Source organism: Streptomyces sp. NPDC127595, from assembly GCF_042671685.1.
Classification (GTDB): Bacteria; Actinomycetota; Actinomycetes; order Streptomycetales; family Streptomycetaceae; genus Streptomyces.
Genome location: NZ_JBHXWK010000002.1, coordinates 633,153 through 649,543, shown reverse-complemented (window position 1 = coordinate 649,543; position 16,391 = coordinate 633,153). Strand labels below are relative to the sequence as shown.

The window sequence follows — 16,391 nt, the reverse complement described above, 5'->3', positions numbered from 1 at the left end:
GAGTGGCGCGCGCGGGGGACCGCGATGCGCGATGGTGGACACATGCATGCAAAGGACATCCTCATCGACGCGTTCAGCCGCATCCAGGAAGAGGTCCATGCCGTGGTCGACGGGCTGTCCCCGGACCGCCTCAACACCCCTCCTGCCGTCGGCGCCAACTCGATCTCCTGGCTGGTCTGGCATCTCACGCGGGTCCAGGACGACCATGTCGCCGACGCGGCCGATTTCGAACAGGTCTGGCTCGCGCAGGGCTGGGCCGACCGCTTCGCGCTGGGTCTCCCCGACCGGGACACCGGGTACGGGCATGCGTCCAAGCAGGTCGCCCAGGTCCGGGTGGAGTCGGGCGACCTGCTGTTGGGTTATTACGACGCCGTGCACGAACAGACGCTGGGGTTCGTCCGCGAACTGGGCGCGAAGGACTTCGAGCGCGTCGTGGACGAGCACTGGGAGCCCCCGGTCACCCTGGGCGTGCGCCTGGTGAGCGTCCTTTCCGACGATCTCCAGCATGTCGGCCAGGCCGCATACGTGCGCGGACTGCTCTAGAACGCGGCCTCGTAGCCGGGCAGGATCACGTCGCGGATGAGGGCGCCCCGCTCGTCGAAGGGGAGGAACGCGCTCTTGACCGTGTTCACGGTGACCGTGCGCAGGTCCTCGACGGTCCAGCCCGCCTCCTCGACGAGGAGTGACATCTCGCGGGTCATCGTGGTGCCCGACACCAGACGGTTGTCGGTGTTGAGGGTGACCCGGAAGCCGAGGTCGCGCAGGGCGGTGATGGGATGCTCGGCGATGGAGGTCGCCGCCCCGGTCTGCAGGTTGGACGTCGGGCACATCTCCAGGGCGATACGGCGGTCGCGGACCCAGCCCGCGAGCCGGCCGAGCTTGCCGTCGACGATGTCGTCCGTGATGCGGACGCCGTGGCCGATGCGCTGGGCGCCACAGACCTGGAGAGCCTGGTGGATGCTGGGCAGACCGTGCGCCTCACCGGCGTGGATGGTGAACGGCACGTTCTCGCGGCGCAGGTGCTCGAAGGCGGCCAGGTGGTCGGCGGGCGGGAAGCCGTCCTCGGCGCCCGCGATGTCGAAGCCGACGACGCCACCGTCCCGGAACGCCACCGCGAGGTCCGCGATCTCCCGGGTGCGGTCGAACATCCGCATCCCGCACAGCAGCGTGCCGACGCGCACCGGGGTGCCCGCGGCGGCCGCCTTGGCCATGCCCGCCGCCAGGCCCTCCTGCACGGTCTCCACGACCTCGGGCAGGTTCAGCCCGCCGTTCAGCATCAGCTCGGGTGCGTACCGCACCTCGCCGTAGACGACGCCGTCGGCGGCCAGGTCGAGGACGTACTCCTCGGCGGTGCGCAGCAGGCCCTCTCGGCTCTGCATTACCGCGAGGGTGTGCTCGAAGGTGGCTATGTAGCGCACCAGGTCACCGGAGTTGGCGGCCTCGTAGTACCAGGCGGCCAGGGCGTCGGGGTCGGTGGTGGGCAGGGCGTGGCCGACCGACTCGGCGAGCTCCACGAGGGTGGCGGGGCGCAGGCCGCCGTCGAGGTGGTCGTGCAGGACGGCCTTGGGGAGCCGGCGGATGGTGTCGATGTCGATGCGGGGCGCGGTCATGCGTGTGTTTCCTCGGCAGGTTCGTTCGGTGGATTATGCGGTGGGGGCGGGCTGGAGCAGGTCCCAGCGGTTTCCGTACAGGTCCTGGAAGACGACGACCGAGCCGTACGGTTCGTGGCGCGGCTCCTCCAGGAAGGTGACACCCGCCGAGCGCATCCGCGCGTAGTCGCGGGCGAAGTCGTCGGTGTGCAGGAAGAAGCCCACGCGTCCGCCGGTCTGGTCACCGACCCGCGCGCGCTGTGCCTCGTCCTTGGCGCGGCCCAGTACAAGACCGGTGCCCTGGCCTCCCTGCCCGTCCACGCCCGGTTCGACCACGACCCAGCGGGAGCCGTCGGGCCGCGGCGTGTCCTCGACCAGCCGGAATCCGAGGGCTTCGGTGTAGAAGCGGATCGCCTCGTCGTAGTCGTCGACGACGAGGGTGACCAGGGCGACGCGTCTCATCGGGACCTCTCCGCATGCTCGTGGGTTATACGTAACACGTAGGGTACGGCATCCCCGACCGAGGAATCGGCGGACCGTCGCTCATCGAGGGACTCATGGTGCGGGAACGATCCCGGGTCCGCGATCGTCTACAGTTATGTCGACTGTCTACAGGATTGTAGTCAGCGCGGATGCGGTCGTCCGTCGCGCCCGCGCGCCGTTACGGAAGGGTCCACTCCGATGCCCGCAGCGCCGCGTACCGCGCCGCCGCTCAAGGACGCTCGGGACCTCGCCGGCTCCATCGCGGTGGGGAGCCTGGTCGCGTTCGTGCTGCTGGCCCTGACCATAACCGGCCGGGGCGGCGCGGCTCTGTTCGGCGACGAGGACCTCACCTCCTGGTCCGTGGCACACCGTCCCGCTGTCGCGGTCGCCCTGGCGCGTCTGGTGACGAACAGCGGCACGGGGATCATCCCGTTCGTCCTGGCCGGCGTGGCCGGGATCATCCTCGGCCGCACCACCAGGCAGCGGATCGTCGCCGTCGTGGGTTGTCTCGGCTGCCTGGCCGCCGCGCAGTCCGTGCGGTTCGGGGTGATGTCCTGGGTAGCCCGGCCCCGCCCAGCGACAGTCGACTGGGCCGCGCACGCCACCCGCTGGTCCTTTCCCTCCGGCCACACCACCACGTCCGCCGTCACCGGCGGCCTGCTCATCATCGCGGTGCTCGCACGGGCCGGGCGTGGCAGCAGGTCGCTCGCCCTGCTCACCGGCTGCTGGACCGCGCTGGTCGGACTGTCCCGTGTCTATCTGGGCGTTCACTGGTTCTCCGACGTCCTGGGCGGCTGGCTCTTCAGCCTCTGCTGGCTGAGCCTCACCGCGTACGCCGTCGCACGGCTCGCTCCCGGCGCCTACTCCGCGATATCGGCGCCGCCACCGCGCCCGGACCCGACGGCGGGGGACGGCCGCCATGCAGCCGCCCAGCACCGCGAGGTCCCCGTTCACCCCGGACCGCGCCCCTCTCGTACGAGCGGTGGAGGCGGCCCGCGTGACCGGAGTCCGGGTGCCGGGCCGGGAGGAAACACCACAGACACGCGTGGCATGGTGGAGATCGACTCGGGGCCGGTCCCGCCGCGCCCCCACCTGACGCTGCCCCCACAGGAGTTGAGTGCCATGTCCGAGCTGCCGAAGTCGACCGGAGCCCCCGCCCATCAGAATGTGACGTTCCCCAGCGCCGGTGCCACCGCGCACGGCTATCTCGCGTTGCCGCCCTCCGGCCGGGGGCCCGGCGTCATCGTCATCCAGGAGTGGTGGGGCCTCACCGATCACATCGCGAACGTCGTCGACCGGCTGGCGGCGGAGGGATTCGTGGCTCTCGCACCTGACCTGTACGGCGGCAATGTCGCCCACGAGAAGGACGAAGCGCTGCGGATGATGAAGGAGCTGCCGGTGTCGCGCGGCGTCGAGCTGCTCTCCGGCGCGGTCGACCACCTGCTCGGGCTACCCGAGGTGACCTCCGCCACGGTGGGCTCGGTCGGCTTCTGCATGGGCGGCGGCTTCGTCCTCTACCAGGCCAGTGCGGACCGGCGCGTCACCGCCGCGGTGCCGTTCTACGGCGGGATCCCCGACCCGCAGCACGACTACTCCGGCCTCAAGGCACAGATCCTCGGTCACCACGGCGAGTTCGACGGGAGTATCCCCAAGGAGAGCCTGGAGCACATGAGCGCGGAGATCGAGCGGCAGTCCGGCATCACTCCGGACATGCGCCTGTACCCCGCCCAGCACGCCTTCTTCAATGACGGACGGCCCAGCGTGTACGACGCCGAGTCAGCCGCGCTGGCCTGGCAGCGCACGGTGGCCTTCCTGCACAAGCAGTTGGGCTGAGTCTCCGCAGGCCGCCCACCACCCGGCAGGGACCTACACCACCTGATGGGCGGCGGGAGTCCGCGCGCAGTCGGTGACGGTCTCGGCCGCGGGGCGCGGCTGCCATGCCAGCGTCCGCCGGGCCTTGTCGGCGGTGTGCGGATGCCGGCGTCCCAGGTAGGGCGCTACCGCACGGACGCCGGGATCGAAGCGCGCCGGCAGGCGGACCGCGACGTCGGGAAGTTTCCGCGTGGGCACCTTCGCCGCCGCGTCGCCGAGCGCGGCGCGCAGCTCCTGTGCGATGTCCGCCATCCAGAGGAACTCCCCGGCCGCGATGAAACGCCGGCCCGCAGCTTCCGGTGAGGTCATGGCGCGTACGTGGAGATCGGCGTGGCCGCGGACATCGACGACCTCGAAACCGATCCGGCAGCATCCGTCCCGGCGTCGACCCCGACGACGTACTGCTGACGCTGGGATTCCTGTGGCGGACCGGCCCCGGCGAGGAGGGTCAGGCACGGGTGGCGCGCCTCCTCGACCTGGTCATCGACGGCCTGCGGTTCGGTTCACCTGGCACGGCGGCGGCGGGTCACCGGGAAACGGGCTCCTGAAGACCGGCTTCGCTCTCATTCCCTTACGTGTGGCGGATCCCCGAGGAACCCGCTCCTCAATACCGGCTTCGCTCGCGCACCCGAAGAACCCGTGCGCCAAGGACGGCTTCGCTCTCACTCCCCTCGCGTATGGCGCGCGTCGAGGCGGGCCGCTTCGTCGTCGGTGAACCGGAGCGCCCCCGCGGCCACGTTCTCCGCGAGGTGGTCCGGGTTGCCGGTGCCGGGGATGGCGAGTACGTGCGGGCCCTGCCGCAGTGTCCAGGCGAGCCGGACCTGCGCGGGGGTCGCACCGTGCGCATTCGCCACGGCGAGGACCTCCTCGTCGTCGACGCCGCTCGCTCCCTGCGCGCCGCCCTTGCCGGCGATCGCGAAGAAGGGCACGAACGCGATGCCCTGCTCGCCGCACACTCGCAGGAGGGTGTCCGTCTCGGGGTCCGGGAAGTCGAGGCCGTACTTGTTCTGCACGCTCACCACCGGTGCGACGGCCTGCGCTTCGGCGAGGTGCTTCGACTCGACGTCGGAGATGGCGAGGTGCCGGATCAGGCCCGCGTCGCGCAGTTCCGCCAGCGCCCCGAAGTGCTCGGCGATCGAGTCCTGCCGCATCCGGCGGAGATACACCACGTCGAGATGGTCGCGGCCGAGCTGCCGCAGGTTCTCCTCGACCTGACCGCGCAGCTGGTCCGGCCTCGCGGCGGTGCCCCACTCCCCCGAGTACTCGCGGTGCGGCCCGACCTTCGTGGCGATGACCAGGCCGTCCGGGTACGGGGCGAGCGCGCTGTTGATCAGTTCGTTCGCCGAGCGCAGCGACGAGAAGTAGAAGGCGGCGGTGTCGATGTGGTCGACGCCCAGCTCGACAGCGCGCCGCAGCACGGCGATCGAGCGTGCGCGGTCGCTCGGTGCGCCCAGGTGGAAAGCGGCACTGCCCGTCAGCCGCATCGCGCCGAATCCGATGCGGTTGACGGGCAGATCTCCGAGCTTCCAGGTGCCCGCGGCTGCCGCGGTGATCTTCGCTGAGGTCATCGCGGCAGCTTCGCACACGACCTACGTGTACGCACCCAGGGCACCGCTCACCCGGACACCGTCAGGGAGATGACGATGTCAGCAGTAGAGGTTGGCGCCGGCGGTGGTGCCGAGGATGCCGACGAAGCGGTTGTAGGCGTCGACGCGGCTCTGGACCTGCGCGGGGTTCTTCCCGTCGCACTCCAGCGAGCCGTTGATGCTGCGGATGGTCTGGCCGAAGCCGGCGCCGTTGACCATGGCGTTGTGGGGGGTCATGGTGCCGGGGCCGCTCTGGGTGTTCCAGTACCAGAGGCCGGTCTTCCAGGCCACGGCGGCGTCGTTCTGCACCAGCCACGGGTTGTTCAGCAGGTCGATGCCGAGTGCATCACCCGCGGCCTTGTAGTTGAAGTTCCAGCTGAGCTGGATCGGACCGCGGCCGTAGTACGCGGACTGGCCGGCCGGGCAGCCGTAGGACTGGCCGTAGTCGCAGTAGTGCGGGTAGTTGGCCGTGTTCTGCTCGACGATGTAGACGAGGCCGCCGGTCTCGTGGTTGACGTTGGCGAGGAAGGCCGCGGCCTCCTGCTTCTTCACCGTGTCGCTGCCGGTGTTGGCGAAGGCCGGGTAGGCGCTGAGCGCGGCGACCAGACCGCTGTAGGTGTAGAAGGAGTTCCGGCTCGGGAACATCTGGTTGAACTGCGCCTCGGTGACGACGAAGCTGGCGGCGGGGGTCCCGGTGCCGCTGTCGCAGGCGTAGGGCTCCCAGTACCAGGTGCTGACGGTGGGGTCGTAGCCCGGGTTGTCGTGCTCGGCGATGTAGGCCTTGCCGTCGGTGTAGCGGACGATGTTGCCGGTGACGTACGCCTTGCCGGCTACCCAGCTCGCGTAGCTCGAACAAGCCGCGGCGGAAGCACTCGTGGCCGGCAACAGCGCCGGTGCGGCGGTTCCTATGATGACAGCGGCCATGACTGCGGAGATGCGGCGCCTCGACACAGGATCAACTCCTCTTCGGAGCACGGCCGCACCCGACCAAGAGCAAAGCGAAGCAGAGCCTTGTGCGCACGCGCCGGTGGGGCCGGACACGGCGTCGGGAGCGGCCGTGGTGGGGGGTGTGGAGGCACACTCAACCGTATTGGTCTGTACCAGTCAAGGTATAGACCAGGTGGATCCGACAGCGTTGACGGGGGGAACTCCGGGGCATCCGACGACAATTGGGCGGCCTGCCTGATACCGGGTCATTACATGACACTCGCGACACTCGAACAGAGCGGTGGCCCGGACCGGTTCACCGCCGGCCCGGGCCACCGCCCGCCATGTCTGTGACCTCCTCAGCCGAGCGGCTTCTCCAGCACCGCCTTGCGGTGACTGAACGTCTCGATCGAGTAGCGCCCGTGGTAGCTGCCCATGCCGCTCTCGCCGACCCCGCCGAACGGCAGGTCGGAGACGGTCAGATGGGCGAGCGGCAGGCCGAAGCCGAGACCGCCGGACGAGGTCTCGTCGGCGAGCCGCCGCCGGGTGGTGTCCGAGTCGGTGAAGACATACAGGGCAAGCGGCTTGTCACGGTCGTTGATGAAGCCGATGGCCTCGTCGAGGTCCGCCGTCGTGATGATCGGCAGGATCGGGCCGAAGATCTCCTCCGCCATGACCGGTGACTTGGGGTCGACGTCGGCGAGGACGGTCGGCGCGATGTACTTGACGGAACGGTCGCTTTCGCCGCCGGTGACCGCGCGGCCTGAGCCGAGCAGCGAGCTGAGCCGGTCGAAGTGCCGTTCGTTGACGATCCGCCCGAACTCGGTGGACTTCTTCGGCTCGGCACCGAAGACCGTCTCGACCGCCCGGACGAGTTCGGGCTCCAGGTCGCGGGCGGTCTCGGGGTCGGTCAGCACGTAGTCGGGTGCGACGCAGGTCTGCCCGGCGTTGAGGAACTTGCCGCGGACGAGCCGGTCGGCGACGACAGCCAGGTCGGTGCCACGGTCGACGAACGCCGGCGACTTGCCGCCCAGTTCGAGGGCGACGGGGGTGAGGTGCTCGGCGGCGGCCCGCATCACGATGCGGCCGACCGTGCCGTTGCCGGTGTAGAAGATCTGGTCGAAGTGCTCGGCAAGCAGCGCCGTGGTCTCCGGAATGGCGCCCTCGACGACGGCGACAGCGTCGGTGTCGAGGTACTGGGGCAGCAGCCGGGCCAGGACGGCGGACGTGGCGGGGGCCAGCTCACTCGGCTTGGCGACCACCGCGTTGCCCGCGGCGAGGGCGCCGAGCAACGGGGTGAGCAGGAGCTGCACCGGGTAGTTCCAGGGCGCGATGACCAGGACGAGGCCCAGGGGGTCGTACTGCGTCCAGGCCCTCGCGTCGTCGCCGAGGTGCGCCGGTACGGGAGCGGGCTCGGGGCGCAGCCAGGTGTCGAGGTGCTCCAGGGTGTGGTCGATCTCGCGCACGGTGAAGTTGATCTCGGTGCGGAAGGCCTCCGTGGAGCTCTTGCCGAGGTCCGCGTGGAGGGCGGCGGCGATGTCCTCACCGTGCGTGGTGAGCAGCTCGCGCAGTCGGCGCAGCTGCGTCCTGCGCCATTCGACGGGCTTGGTCCGGCCGGAGCGGAAGGTGGAGCGCAGCCGGGAGACGACGTCGGCGGGCTGCTCGGGGGTGGACTGGTTCACGATGCCTCGCTGGTCTGGCGCGGACGGGTGGGGCCACCGCGCGACGTACTAGATCGCTGAACGTAGAGAGCTCGGCGTAGAGCACTCGACGCGCAGAGCTGGACTTGGAGCCGGATGAACAGCTCGATGTATATACCAACCTTTCATGTGCCCAAATAAATTCCGGGCACACGAAAAGCACTCTCCGCGACCATAGCGATCCGGAGAGTCTCAGAGAGTGGTCTCTGCGCCCGCCCTGTCGAGCGTGTCCACCAGGCGCCCCAGCAGAGCCCGCAGCAGCTCGTCGTCACCGTCGCTCAGCACCGGCCACCGGGAGCGGACCTCGCGGTCGAGACGTCGCCAGTACGACTGACCGCGCGGGGTGAGGTACGCGAGGATGCGACGCCGGTCGAGCGGGTCGACCCGGCGATGGACGAGGTTCTGGTCGACGAGGTGGTCGACGAGCTTGGTCAGCGTCGGGGGCGGCAGAAAGGCGGCCTCGGCGATCGACGTCATGTGATGCCCCTGGCCGTCACCGAGCAGGACGAGCACCCGCCACGCGTCGAGCGAGCAGCCGTCCTCGTCCAGCACGCTCTGCAGCCGGCGCGCCGCCAGCCGCTCGGCACGCGTCAGGAGGTGCGCCAGATCCTGGGGCTGACGCGGAGTTGGGGTGGGCATCCTGCTCCTCGATCCCGGGGCTGTACATGCTATGAGACGGACTGGAGTTCACCGGGCGGACCCGAAATCATGACGCCATGTTCCGGCACGATCCGCCTCCGCCCGACTGGTTCACGGCAGACGACTCCGTGTTCCGGGTGGCACTCGTGTTCCCCATGCAGGGATCGGCGGGGATCTTCGGACCGACCTGTGAACTGTGCGCGCAGCTCGCCGCCGAGGAGATCAACCGTGCGGGCGGCGTCCTGGGCAGGGAGCTGCGGCTGCTGCCCGTCGACGGCGGCAGCGGACCGCGCGAAGTCGCCGACCACGTCGAGGCGTTGGTGGACCTGGGAGTCGTGCAGGGTGTCACGGGCTGGCACATCTCCTCGGTGCGGCAGGCCTTGGCGCCGAGGATCGCCCATCGCGTGCCGTACGTCTACACCGCGCTGTACGAGGGTGGCGAGAACACCACGGGTGTATTCCTCACCAGTGAGACACCTCGGGATCAACTACGGCCCGCGATGGGCCTGTTGGCGCATGAGCGCGGGGTGCGGCGCTGGTTCGTGGTGGGCAACGACTATGTGTGGCCCCGCCGTACGGCCCGGGCCGCACACAGCTACGCACGGGAGGCCGGCGGCAAGATCCAGGGAGAGGTCTATCTCCCCTTGGGCACACATGACTTCGGCACGGTACTGCGCCGCATCGAGCGGTCCGACGCGGACGGAGTGCTCATGCTGCTCGTCGGCAGCGACGCGGTCCGCTTCAACCGGGCTTTCGCGGCAGCCGGCCTCGACGCGCGCTGTCTGCGGCTGAGCACCCTGATGGACGAGAACATGCTGATGGCGAGCGGGCCGACGGCCACCGTCGACCTGTACAGCACCGCCGGATTCTTCGCCTCGCTGGCGAACCAGGACACCCTGGACTTCCACGGCCAGTACGCCGGACGGTTCGGTATCGAGGCACCGGCCCTGGGGAGCCTCGGCGAATCCTGTTACGAGGGCGTGCTGTTGCTGGCCGCGCTGATCGGGCGGGCCAGGACCCTCGATGTGTCGGCGATCGGGGCGGCGGCCGAGACGGTGTCGTACGAGGGCCCGCGTGGGCTGCTCCATCTGCGGGGCGGCCATGTCCGCCAACGCATCTATCTGGCACGCGCGGACGGAGTCTGCTTCGACGTGGTCGCCCAGCTCGACCTTCACGGTTCCCACCCTTGACAGAGCCGCATGCCCGCCAAGATACTTCCCACAGGAAGTAACTAGAATGCCTCGGGCGAATTGTGAATTCAGTTGATGGATTCCGCCCCGGGCATTTTTTGTTGCCCCAGGATTTCCCTGCGACGGCTCCATGAGAGCGGGAATATACCGCCGGGAAAGTATCGCGAAACACCTTGGAAACAGGGTCACTTGAGGCTGTGGACCGCACTTCAGGAGGTCGTCTCCTCCACAGCCCGAGGGGGTTCTTTTGTCCAGCGGTTCACGCGGTTCAAGCGGTTCCAGCGATTCAGTCGGTTCAGGCGGTTCCAGCAGTTCCATTCGTCTCCGACGCCGGGTGGTGGCCGGCGCCGCCGCACTCGCGGCCGTCGTCGCGCTCTCCGCGTGCGGCGCCAAGACCGACGCGGGCGGTACGTCCGACAAGGCCGCGCAGGCGGACGTGAGCGGCGACACCGTCAAGGTCGGACTGCTCAACTCGCTGTCCGGCACGATGGCGATCAGCGAGGTGACCGTACGGGACTCGCTGAAGCTGGCGATCGACGAGATCAACGCCTCGGGCGGAGTGCTAGGCAAGCAGATCAAGCCGATCAGCGAGGACGGCGCCTCCGACTGGCCGACGTTCGCCGAGAAGGCACAGAAGCTGATCTCGGAGGACCGGGTCGCGGCCACCTTCGGCTGCTGGACCTCCGCGAGCCGCAAGGCCGTCAAGCCGGTCTTCGAGAAGAACAAGTCGCTGCTGTTCTACCCCGTGCAGTACGAGGGACTTGAGGAGTCCCCGTACATCTTCTACACGGGCGCGACCACCAACCAGCAGATCATCCCCGCGCTCGACTACCTCAAGAGCCAGGGCAAGAAGAAGATCTACCTGGTCGGCAGCGACTACGTCTTCCCGCGCACCGCCAACAAGGAGATCAAGGCGTACGCCAAGGCCAACGGCATGACGGTGCTGGGCGAGGACTACGCGCCGCTGGGCTCCACGGAGTTCAGCACGATCGCCAACAAGGTGAAGGCGTCGAAGGCGGACGCGGTCTTCAACACCCTCAACGGCGACTCGAACGTGGCCTTCTTCAAGGAGTACAAGTCCGCGGGCCTGACCGCCAAGGGCATGCCGGTCGTCTCCGTGTCGATCGCCGAGGAAGAGGTCAAGTCGATCGGAGCGCAGTACCTGGAGGGCCAGTTGACGGCCTGGAACTACTACCAGACGACTCCGGGCGCGGCGAACACCAAGTTCGTGAAGGCGTACAAGGACAAGTACGGCCAGGACAAGCCGACCAGTGACCCGATGGAGGCCGCGTACACCTCGGTCTACCTGTGGAAGGCCATGGTCGAGAAGGCGAAGTCGTTCGACCCCGAGAAGGTCAAGGCCGCCTCGGACGGCATCACCTTCGACGCGCCCGAGGGCAAGGTCACCGTGGACGGCGCCAGCCAGCACATCTACAAGACCGCCCGCATCGGCAAAATCGGCGACGACGGGCTGATCGAGCAGGTCTGGGACTCCGGCAAGCCGATCAAGCCGGACCCCTACCTCAAGGGCTACGACTGGGCCGCCGGCCTCTCCTGATCACCCGTGCGCGGGGGCCCTTCGCGAAGCGGCCCCCGCGTCCCGCCTCCCCGGAGTCGCCGCATGACCGTGATCCTCGGGCAGATGTTCACCGGTGTCAGCATCGGTGCCGTTCTGCTGCTCATCGCGCTCGGCCTCTCGCTCACCTTCGGCCAGATGAATGTCATCAACATGGCCCACGGCGAGTTCATCATGGCCGGCGCCTACACCACCTATGTCCTCCAGAAGTCCATTTCCAGTGCAGGCATTTCACTGATCGCCGCGCTGCCCGTCGCCTTTCTCGTGTCGGGGGCGCTCGGCGCGCTCCTGGAATGGCTGCTCATTCGGCGCCTTTACCTCCGGCCACTGGACACGCTTCTCGTCACATGGGGCGTCTCCCTGATGCTCCAGCAACTCGCCCGTGACATTTTCGGCGCGCCCAATGTGCAGACTCGCGCCCCCGACGTTCTCACCGGGAACATCACCGTCATCGGCGGCGACGACCCGCTCACATTCGCCAACAGCCGCCTGTTCATCCTCGGCCTTGCGCTCGCGGCGGTCCTCGCGCTGGCGCTGACGCTGCGGCTCACTCCGCTCGGCCGCCGGATCCGCGCCGTCGTGCAGAACCGGGACCTGGCCGAGGTGTCCGGCATCTCCACCGGCCGCGTCGACCGCACCGCGTTCTTCATCGGGTCCGGTCTCGCCGGTGTCGCCGGGGTGGCCCTGACCCTGGTCGGTCCGATCGGGCCGACGATGGGCACCAACGTCATCATCGACGCCTTCCTGGTGATCGTGGTCGGCGGCATCGGACAGCTCAAGGGCACCGTGATCGTCGCCTTCGTGCTGGGCGTCCTGCAGTCGGTACTGGAGTACTCCACCACCGTCAGCGTCGCGAAGGTACTGGTCCTGGTGGCCATCGTCGCGTTCCTCCAGTGGCGGCCCCAGGGGCTGTACACGCTGCGTACGAGGAGTCTCGTATGACCACCACTCCCCCCGCCTCGAAACAACTCACCGGCGTCAGGGGCCGGTTCACCGCCCTGCGCCCCGCGGCCGGCTTCGCCGTGGGCGCCGTCGTGCTCTTCGCCGTGGCTCCGCTCGCGCTGTCCGATTTCCGCCTCGGACTGCTCGCCAAGTACCTGTGCACCGCGATCGTCGCTGTGGGCATCTGCCTGGCCTGGGGCCGCGGCGGACTGCTGACGCTCGGGCAGGGCGTCTTCTTCGGGCTCGGCGGTTACGCCATGGCCATGCATCTGAAGATCGCGGACGCGGGGCCCGGCAACCTCCCCGACTTCATGCAGTTGTACGGCACCGCCACCGAACTCCCCTGGTGGTGGCGTCCGTTCGCCAATCCGCTCTTCGCGCTGGCAGCGACCGTACTGCTGCCGATGGCCGTCGCTGCGATCCTCGGCTCGTTCATCTTCCGGCGCCGGGTGAAGGGCGCGTACTTCGCGATCCTCAGCCAGGCCCTGGCCGCCGCCTTCGCCATCTGGCTGATCGGCCAGCAGGCCACGACCGGCGGCACCAACGGACTCACCGACATCCAGGGCTTCTTCGGCTACGACCTCGACGACCCGGTCAACCAGCGGATGGTGTACTTCATCATCTCCGCGGTCCTGCTCCTTCTGATCGCGCTGGCCCGCCAGCTCATCCACAGCCGGTACGGCGAACTCCTCATCGCCGTAAGGGACTCCGAGGAGCGGGTGCGCTTCCTCGGCTACAACCCGGCGAACGTGAAGCTCGTCGCCTACGTCGTGGCAGCGGGCATGGCCGGGCTCGCGGGCGCGCTGTTCGTGCCCGCGGTCGGGATCGTCTCCCCCGCGCTGATCGGGATCGTGCCGTCCATCGAGCTGGTCATCGGCGCCGCGGTCGGCGGCCGGGCGAGCCTGGTGGGCGCGGTGCTCGGCGCGGTCGGTGTCGCCTGGGCGAAGACGGCACTGTCGGAGGAGTTCCCCGCGGCCTGGACCTACTTCCAGGGGCTGCTGTTCATCGTCGCCCTGGCCTTCCTGCCCGGCGGTCTCGCCTCGCTGGTGGGGATCGTACGGCGCCGCCGCGGGTCCTCCCGATCGGCCGCCGACGAGCAGGGAACCGACGAGAAGGCGCCCCCCGTTCCAGTGGGAGAACCGGTATGACTGAGCTCTCAGGTCTTGAGATACGCCAACTGCGGGTGTCCTTCGACGGTTTCACCGCCGTGGACGGAGTCGACCTCGACGTGCGCCCGGGCGACCTGCGTTTCCTCATCGGGCCGAACGGCGCGGGAAAGACGACCCTGGTCGACGCCGTCACCGGACTGGTGAGGGCGCAGGGATCGGTGCGCTTCGGGGGCGAGGACATCCTCGGGCGCAGCGTGCACCGGATCGCCCGCTCGGGGATCGGCCGGACCTTCCAGACCGCCACCGTCTTCGACGAGTTGACGGTCCTTCAGAACCTGGACATCGCGGCGGGCGCGGGCCGGGGCATGCTGACGATGCTGCGCCGCCGCAAGGGCGTGCCGGAGCCCGTCGCCCGCGCGCTGGACACGGTGGGCCTCACCGAGCTCGCCGACAGTCCGGCCGGGACGCTCGCGCACGGTCAGAAGCAGTGGCTGGAGATCGGGATGCTGCTCGTCCAGGACGTACGGCTGCTGCTGCTCGACGAGCCGGTGGCGGGCATGAGCCACGACGAACGGCAGGCCACCGGTGAGCTGTTGGAGCTCATCAGCCAGGAGCGGACCGTCGTGGTCATCGAGCACGACATGGACTTCATGCGCTCCTTCGCCCGCAGCGTCAGCGTGCTGCACGCGGGCAAGGTGCTGAGCGAGGGGACGGTGGCCGAGGTGCAGGCGGATCCGAAGGTGCAGGAGGTGTATCTCGGGCACGCGGCCGATACGCCGACCGCCGAGCCTCCGATCGGCGAGGGTCCGGTCACCGAAGCCGCCGCGGGCGTCGGCATGCAGGAGGCGTGAGCGGACATGATGCTGGAGATCGATGACGTACGCGTCGGCTACCACCGCAGTTCCGTCCTGCACGGGGTCTCCGTCGAGGTCCCGCACGACGGTGTGGCGGCCGTCCTCGGGCACAACGGCGCCGGCAAGAGCACCCTGCTGCGCACCGCGGTCGGACTGCTCACCCCGCAGAGCGGCACCGTCCGGCTCGACGGTGAGGACATCACCCGCCGCAAGCCCCATGAGCGGGTGGCCCGCGGCATGGCGTACGTCCCCCAGGGGCAGCAGGCCTTCCCGCATCTCACGACCGCCGAGAACCTCCAACTGGTCGCCGACGGGCGAGCGCGCGGCAAGGAGGCGGTCGCCGAGGCGCTGGATCTGTTCCCGGCGCTGCGGACCCTCTCGGGCCGGCGGGCCGGGCTGCTCTCCGGTGGCCAGCGGCAGCAACTCGCCATCGCCCGCGCCCTGGTGACGGGGCCACGGCTGCTCCTCCTCGACGAGCCCACCGAGGGCATCCAGCCCTCCGTGGTGGCCGAGATCGAGGAGACGATCCTCGCCCTCGCCGCGCGCGGCGGGCTCTCCGTCCTCCTGGTCGAGCAGCACGTCGGCTTCGCGATGCGGGCGGCGCAGCGGTACTACGTCCTGGAGGCGGGGCGGGTCACGTCCTCGGGCGAGGGCGGACAGGAGGCGGAGCGGTCGGTGCGGGAGGCGCTCAGCGTGTGAGGGACGCGCGTGCGCCGTCGGGGGCGTACGCGCGCACTCAACCGGTCGACGGCCGGCCCCTGCGCGTGCACGCCCGCACCCCTCTGGTCGACGGCCCGGTTCCAGATGCTCCCCGCGTGGAAGGTTGAATCGGCACCGGACACCTCGACACCGGGAGATTCCTCCGATGAGCACCGCACCGCATCCTCTCGTCACCCGCGCGCGCCGCCTCGCCGCCGAGGTACTGGCGCCGCAGGCGCAGCGCGTGGACCAGGAAGGGGTACCCGCGAGCAGTATCGAGGCGGTCAAACGGTCCGGGCTGCTGGGAGTGAGCGCCCCGGTGGAGTACGGCGGGTCGGCGGCGCCCGCCGCGGTGGCCCGGGAGACCGCCGAGATCCTGGCCGGGGCATGTGGCTCGACCTGGTTCGTGCAGACCCAGCACCACACGCCGGTACAGATGCTCACCAAGGCTCAACTCCTGCTGCGGGAGCGGCTGTTGGGACCGCTGGCGCGTGGGGAGCTGTTGTCCGGGGTGGCATACGCCCAGTTGCGCGCCCATCCGCGCGTCCCCGTCCGGGTCACCCGTGAGCGCGGCGGCTGACGCTTCGACGGGACGGTGCCCTGGTACACGGGCTGGGGACTCAACGACGTGATGCTGCTGGCCGGCGTGACGGAGACGGACGAGGCGCTGTTCGCGTTCACCGAGGCGCGTGAGCAGCCCGGTCTGCGGCCCTCTCCCCCGATGCGGCTCGCCGCGCTCACCGCCTCCCGGACGGTCTCCCTGGAGTTGGCCGGCCTGTGGCTGCCGGACGACGCGGTGGCGTTGCGTACCCCGTACGAGGCCTGGGCCGTCACCGACCGTCCGAGGAACACCAACGCCTCACCGGCGGTCTTCGGCGTCACCGCGTCCGCGCTCGACCTGCTGGAGTCGTCCGACGACCCCGCCGCGAAGGAGACCGCCCGTGCGCTGCGCAGCCGCCTGGAAGAGGTCAGGCGGCAGGCGTACGAGCTGGCCGACCACCCGGTGCCGACCGAGCGCGTCGACGAGCGGCTGGCGGTGAAGACGCGGTCGTACGACCTCATGCGCGCGGCCACGACCGCGGCGGTCGTGGCCGGTGGCGGGCGCTCCATCGACCTGGGCAGTCCGGCGCAGCGACTGGCGCGCGAGGGGATGTTCCTGCTGGTGCAGGGGCAGACGGCCGAGGTGCGCACGGCGCACCTCGGTTCGCTCGGCTCGCCCGGCTGA

Annotated in this window: 15 protein-coding genes and 2 pseudogenes; 10 read left to right on the top strand and 7 right to left on the bottom strand. The window is 69.5% G+C overall.

Annotation, left to right across the window (positions count from 1 at the left end; all coding sequences use genetic code 11):
* Positions 1–42: 42 nt before the first annotated feature.
* Positions 43–543: a DinB family protein gene (locus ACFVKT_RS09440; RefSeq protein ID WP_385729285.1), complete on the top strand. Its 501-nt coding sequence runs from the start codon at positions 43–45 to the stop codon at positions 541–543.
* Here ACFVKT_RS09440 and ACFVKT_RS09435 read toward each other — a convergent pair.
* Both ACFVKT_RS09435 and ACFVKT_RS09430 read right to left on the bottom strand, forming a co-directional pair.
* Complete coding sequence (locus ACFVKT_RS09435; protein ID WP_385729283.1) at positions 540–1,610, bottom strand: adenosine deaminase; 1,071 nt, start codon at positions 1,608–1,610, stop codon at positions 540–542. The two genes, ACFVKT_RS09440 and ACFVKT_RS09435, sit on opposite strands and share 4 nt — an antisense overlap.
* A 33-nt stretch (positions 1,611–1,643) precedes the next feature.
* Positions 1,644–2,051 carry a VOC family protein gene (locus ACFVKT_RS09430; protein ID WP_385729281.1) on the bottom strand — a complete coding sequence of 136 codons (408 nt, stop codon included), beginning with the start codon at positions 2,049–2,051 and terminating at the stop codon, positions 1,644–1,646.
* A 219-nt stretch (positions 2,052–2,270) separates the two neighbouring features.
* Here ACFVKT_RS09430 and ACFVKT_RS09425 point away from each other — a divergent pair.
* Together ACFVKT_RS09425 and ACFVKT_RS09420 are read left to right on the top strand one after the other, a co-directional pair.
* A pseudogene (locus ACFVKT_RS09425) lies at positions 2,271–2,855 on the top strand (phosphatase PAP2 family protein); the annotation flags it as partial.
* A gap of 339 nt (positions 2,856–3,194) precedes the next feature.
* The gene (locus tag ACFVKT_RS09420) at positions 3,195–3,905 is read left to right on the top strand and encodes a dienelactone hydrolase family protein (protein WP_385729936.1); all 711 of its coding nucleotides are present in this window, start codon (positions 3,195–3,197) and stop codon (positions 3,903–3,905) included.
* A gap of 33 nt (positions 3,906–3,938) precedes the next feature.
* On the opposite strand, the gene ACFVKT_RS09415 is transcribed toward ACFVKT_RS09420, so the two are convergent.
* The 5 genes from ACFVKT_RS09415 to ACFVKT_RS09395 all read right to left on the bottom strand — a co-directional run bounded on the left by ACFVKT_RS09415 (position 3,939) and on the right by ACFVKT_RS09395 (position 8,796).
* Positions 3,939–4,253, bottom strand: a complete 315-nt coding sequence (locus ACFVKT_RS09415; protein ID WP_385729279.1) for a hypothetical protein — start codon at positions 4,251–4,253, stop codon at positions 3,939–3,941.
* Between the two features lie 353 nt (positions 4,254–4,606).
* Positions 4,607–5,512: an aldo/keto reductase gene (locus ACFVKT_RS09410; RefSeq protein ID WP_385729277.1), complete on the bottom strand. Its 906-nt coding sequence runs from the start codon at positions 5,510–5,512 to the stop codon at positions 4,607–4,609.
* Positions 5,513–5,590: 78 nt separating this feature from the next.
* Entirely contained in the window at positions 5,591–6,481 is an 891-nt protein-coding gene (locus ACFVKT_RS09405) for a glycoside hydrolase family 19 protein (protein ID WP_385729274.1), read from the bottom strand.
* A gap of 335 nt (positions 6,482–6,816) precedes the next feature.
* Positions 6,817–8,139: an aldehyde dehydrogenase family protein gene (locus ACFVKT_RS09400; protein WP_385729272.1), complete on the bottom strand. Its 1,323-nt coding sequence runs from the start codon at positions 8,137–8,139 to the stop codon at positions 6,817–6,819.
* A 210-nt stretch (positions 8,140–8,349) separates the two neighbouring features.
* Positions 8,350–8,796, bottom strand: a complete 447-nt coding sequence (locus tag ACFVKT_RS09395; RefSeq protein ID WP_385729270.1) for a MarR family winged helix-turn-helix transcriptional regulator — start codon at positions 8,794–8,796, stop codon at positions 8,350–8,352.
* 77 nt (positions 8,797–8,873) lie between these two features.
* On the opposite strand from ACFVKT_RS09395, the gene ACFVKT_RS09390 reads away from it, so the two are divergent.
* The 7 genes and pseudogenes from ACFVKT_RS09390 (at position 8,874) to ACFVKT_RS09360 (ending at position 16,391) form a co-directional block, all read left to right on the top strand.
* Positions 8,874–9,986, top strand: a complete 1,113-nt coding sequence (locus tag ACFVKT_RS09390) for a substrate-binding domain-containing protein (protein ID WP_385729268.1) — start codon at positions 8,874–8,876, stop codon at positions 9,984–9,986.
* A gap of 334 nt (positions 9,987–10,320) precedes the next feature.
* Positions 10,321–11,544 carry an urea ABC transporter substrate-binding protein gene (urtA, locus tag ACFVKT_RS09385; RefSeq protein WP_385729266.1) on the top strand — a complete coding sequence of 408 codons (1,224 nt, stop codon included), beginning with the start codon at positions 10,321–10,323 and terminating at the stop codon, positions 11,542–11,544.
* A 63-nt stretch (positions 11,545–11,607) separates the two neighbouring features.
* Positions 11,608–12,504 carry an urea ABC transporter permease subunit UrtB gene (gene urtB / locus ACFVKT_RS09380; protein ID WP_385729264.1) on the top strand — a complete coding sequence of 299 codons (897 nt, stop codon included), beginning with the start codon at positions 11,608–11,610 and terminating at the stop codon, positions 12,502–12,504.
* Positions 12,501–13,652 carry an urea ABC transporter permease subunit UrtC gene (gene urtC / locus ACFVKT_RS09375; RefSeq protein ID WP_385729261.1) on the top strand — a complete coding sequence of 384 codons (1,152 nt, stop codon included), beginning with the start codon at positions 12,501–12,503 and terminating at the stop codon, positions 13,650–13,652. Before urtB ends, urtC begins: the two co-directional genes overlap by 4 nt.
* On the top strand, positions 13,649–14,464 hold the full coding sequence (gene urtD / locus ACFVKT_RS09370) for an urea ABC transporter ATP-binding protein UrtD (RefSeq protein ID WP_385729259.1): 816 nt from the start codon (positions 13,649–13,651) through the stop codon (positions 14,462–14,464). The genes urtC and urtD overlap by 4 nt, the downstream gene beginning before the upstream one ends.
* Positions 14,465–14,473: 9 nt before the next feature.
* Complete coding sequence (urtE, locus tag ACFVKT_RS09365; RefSeq protein WP_384377172.1) at positions 14,474–15,166, top strand: urea ABC transporter ATP-binding subunit UrtE; 693 nt, start codon at positions 14,474–14,476, stop codon at positions 15,164–15,166.
* A gap of 166 nt (positions 15,167–15,332) precedes the next feature.
* Positions 15,333–16,391: pseudogene (locus tag ACFVKT_RS09360) on the top strand (acyl-CoA dehydrogenase family protein).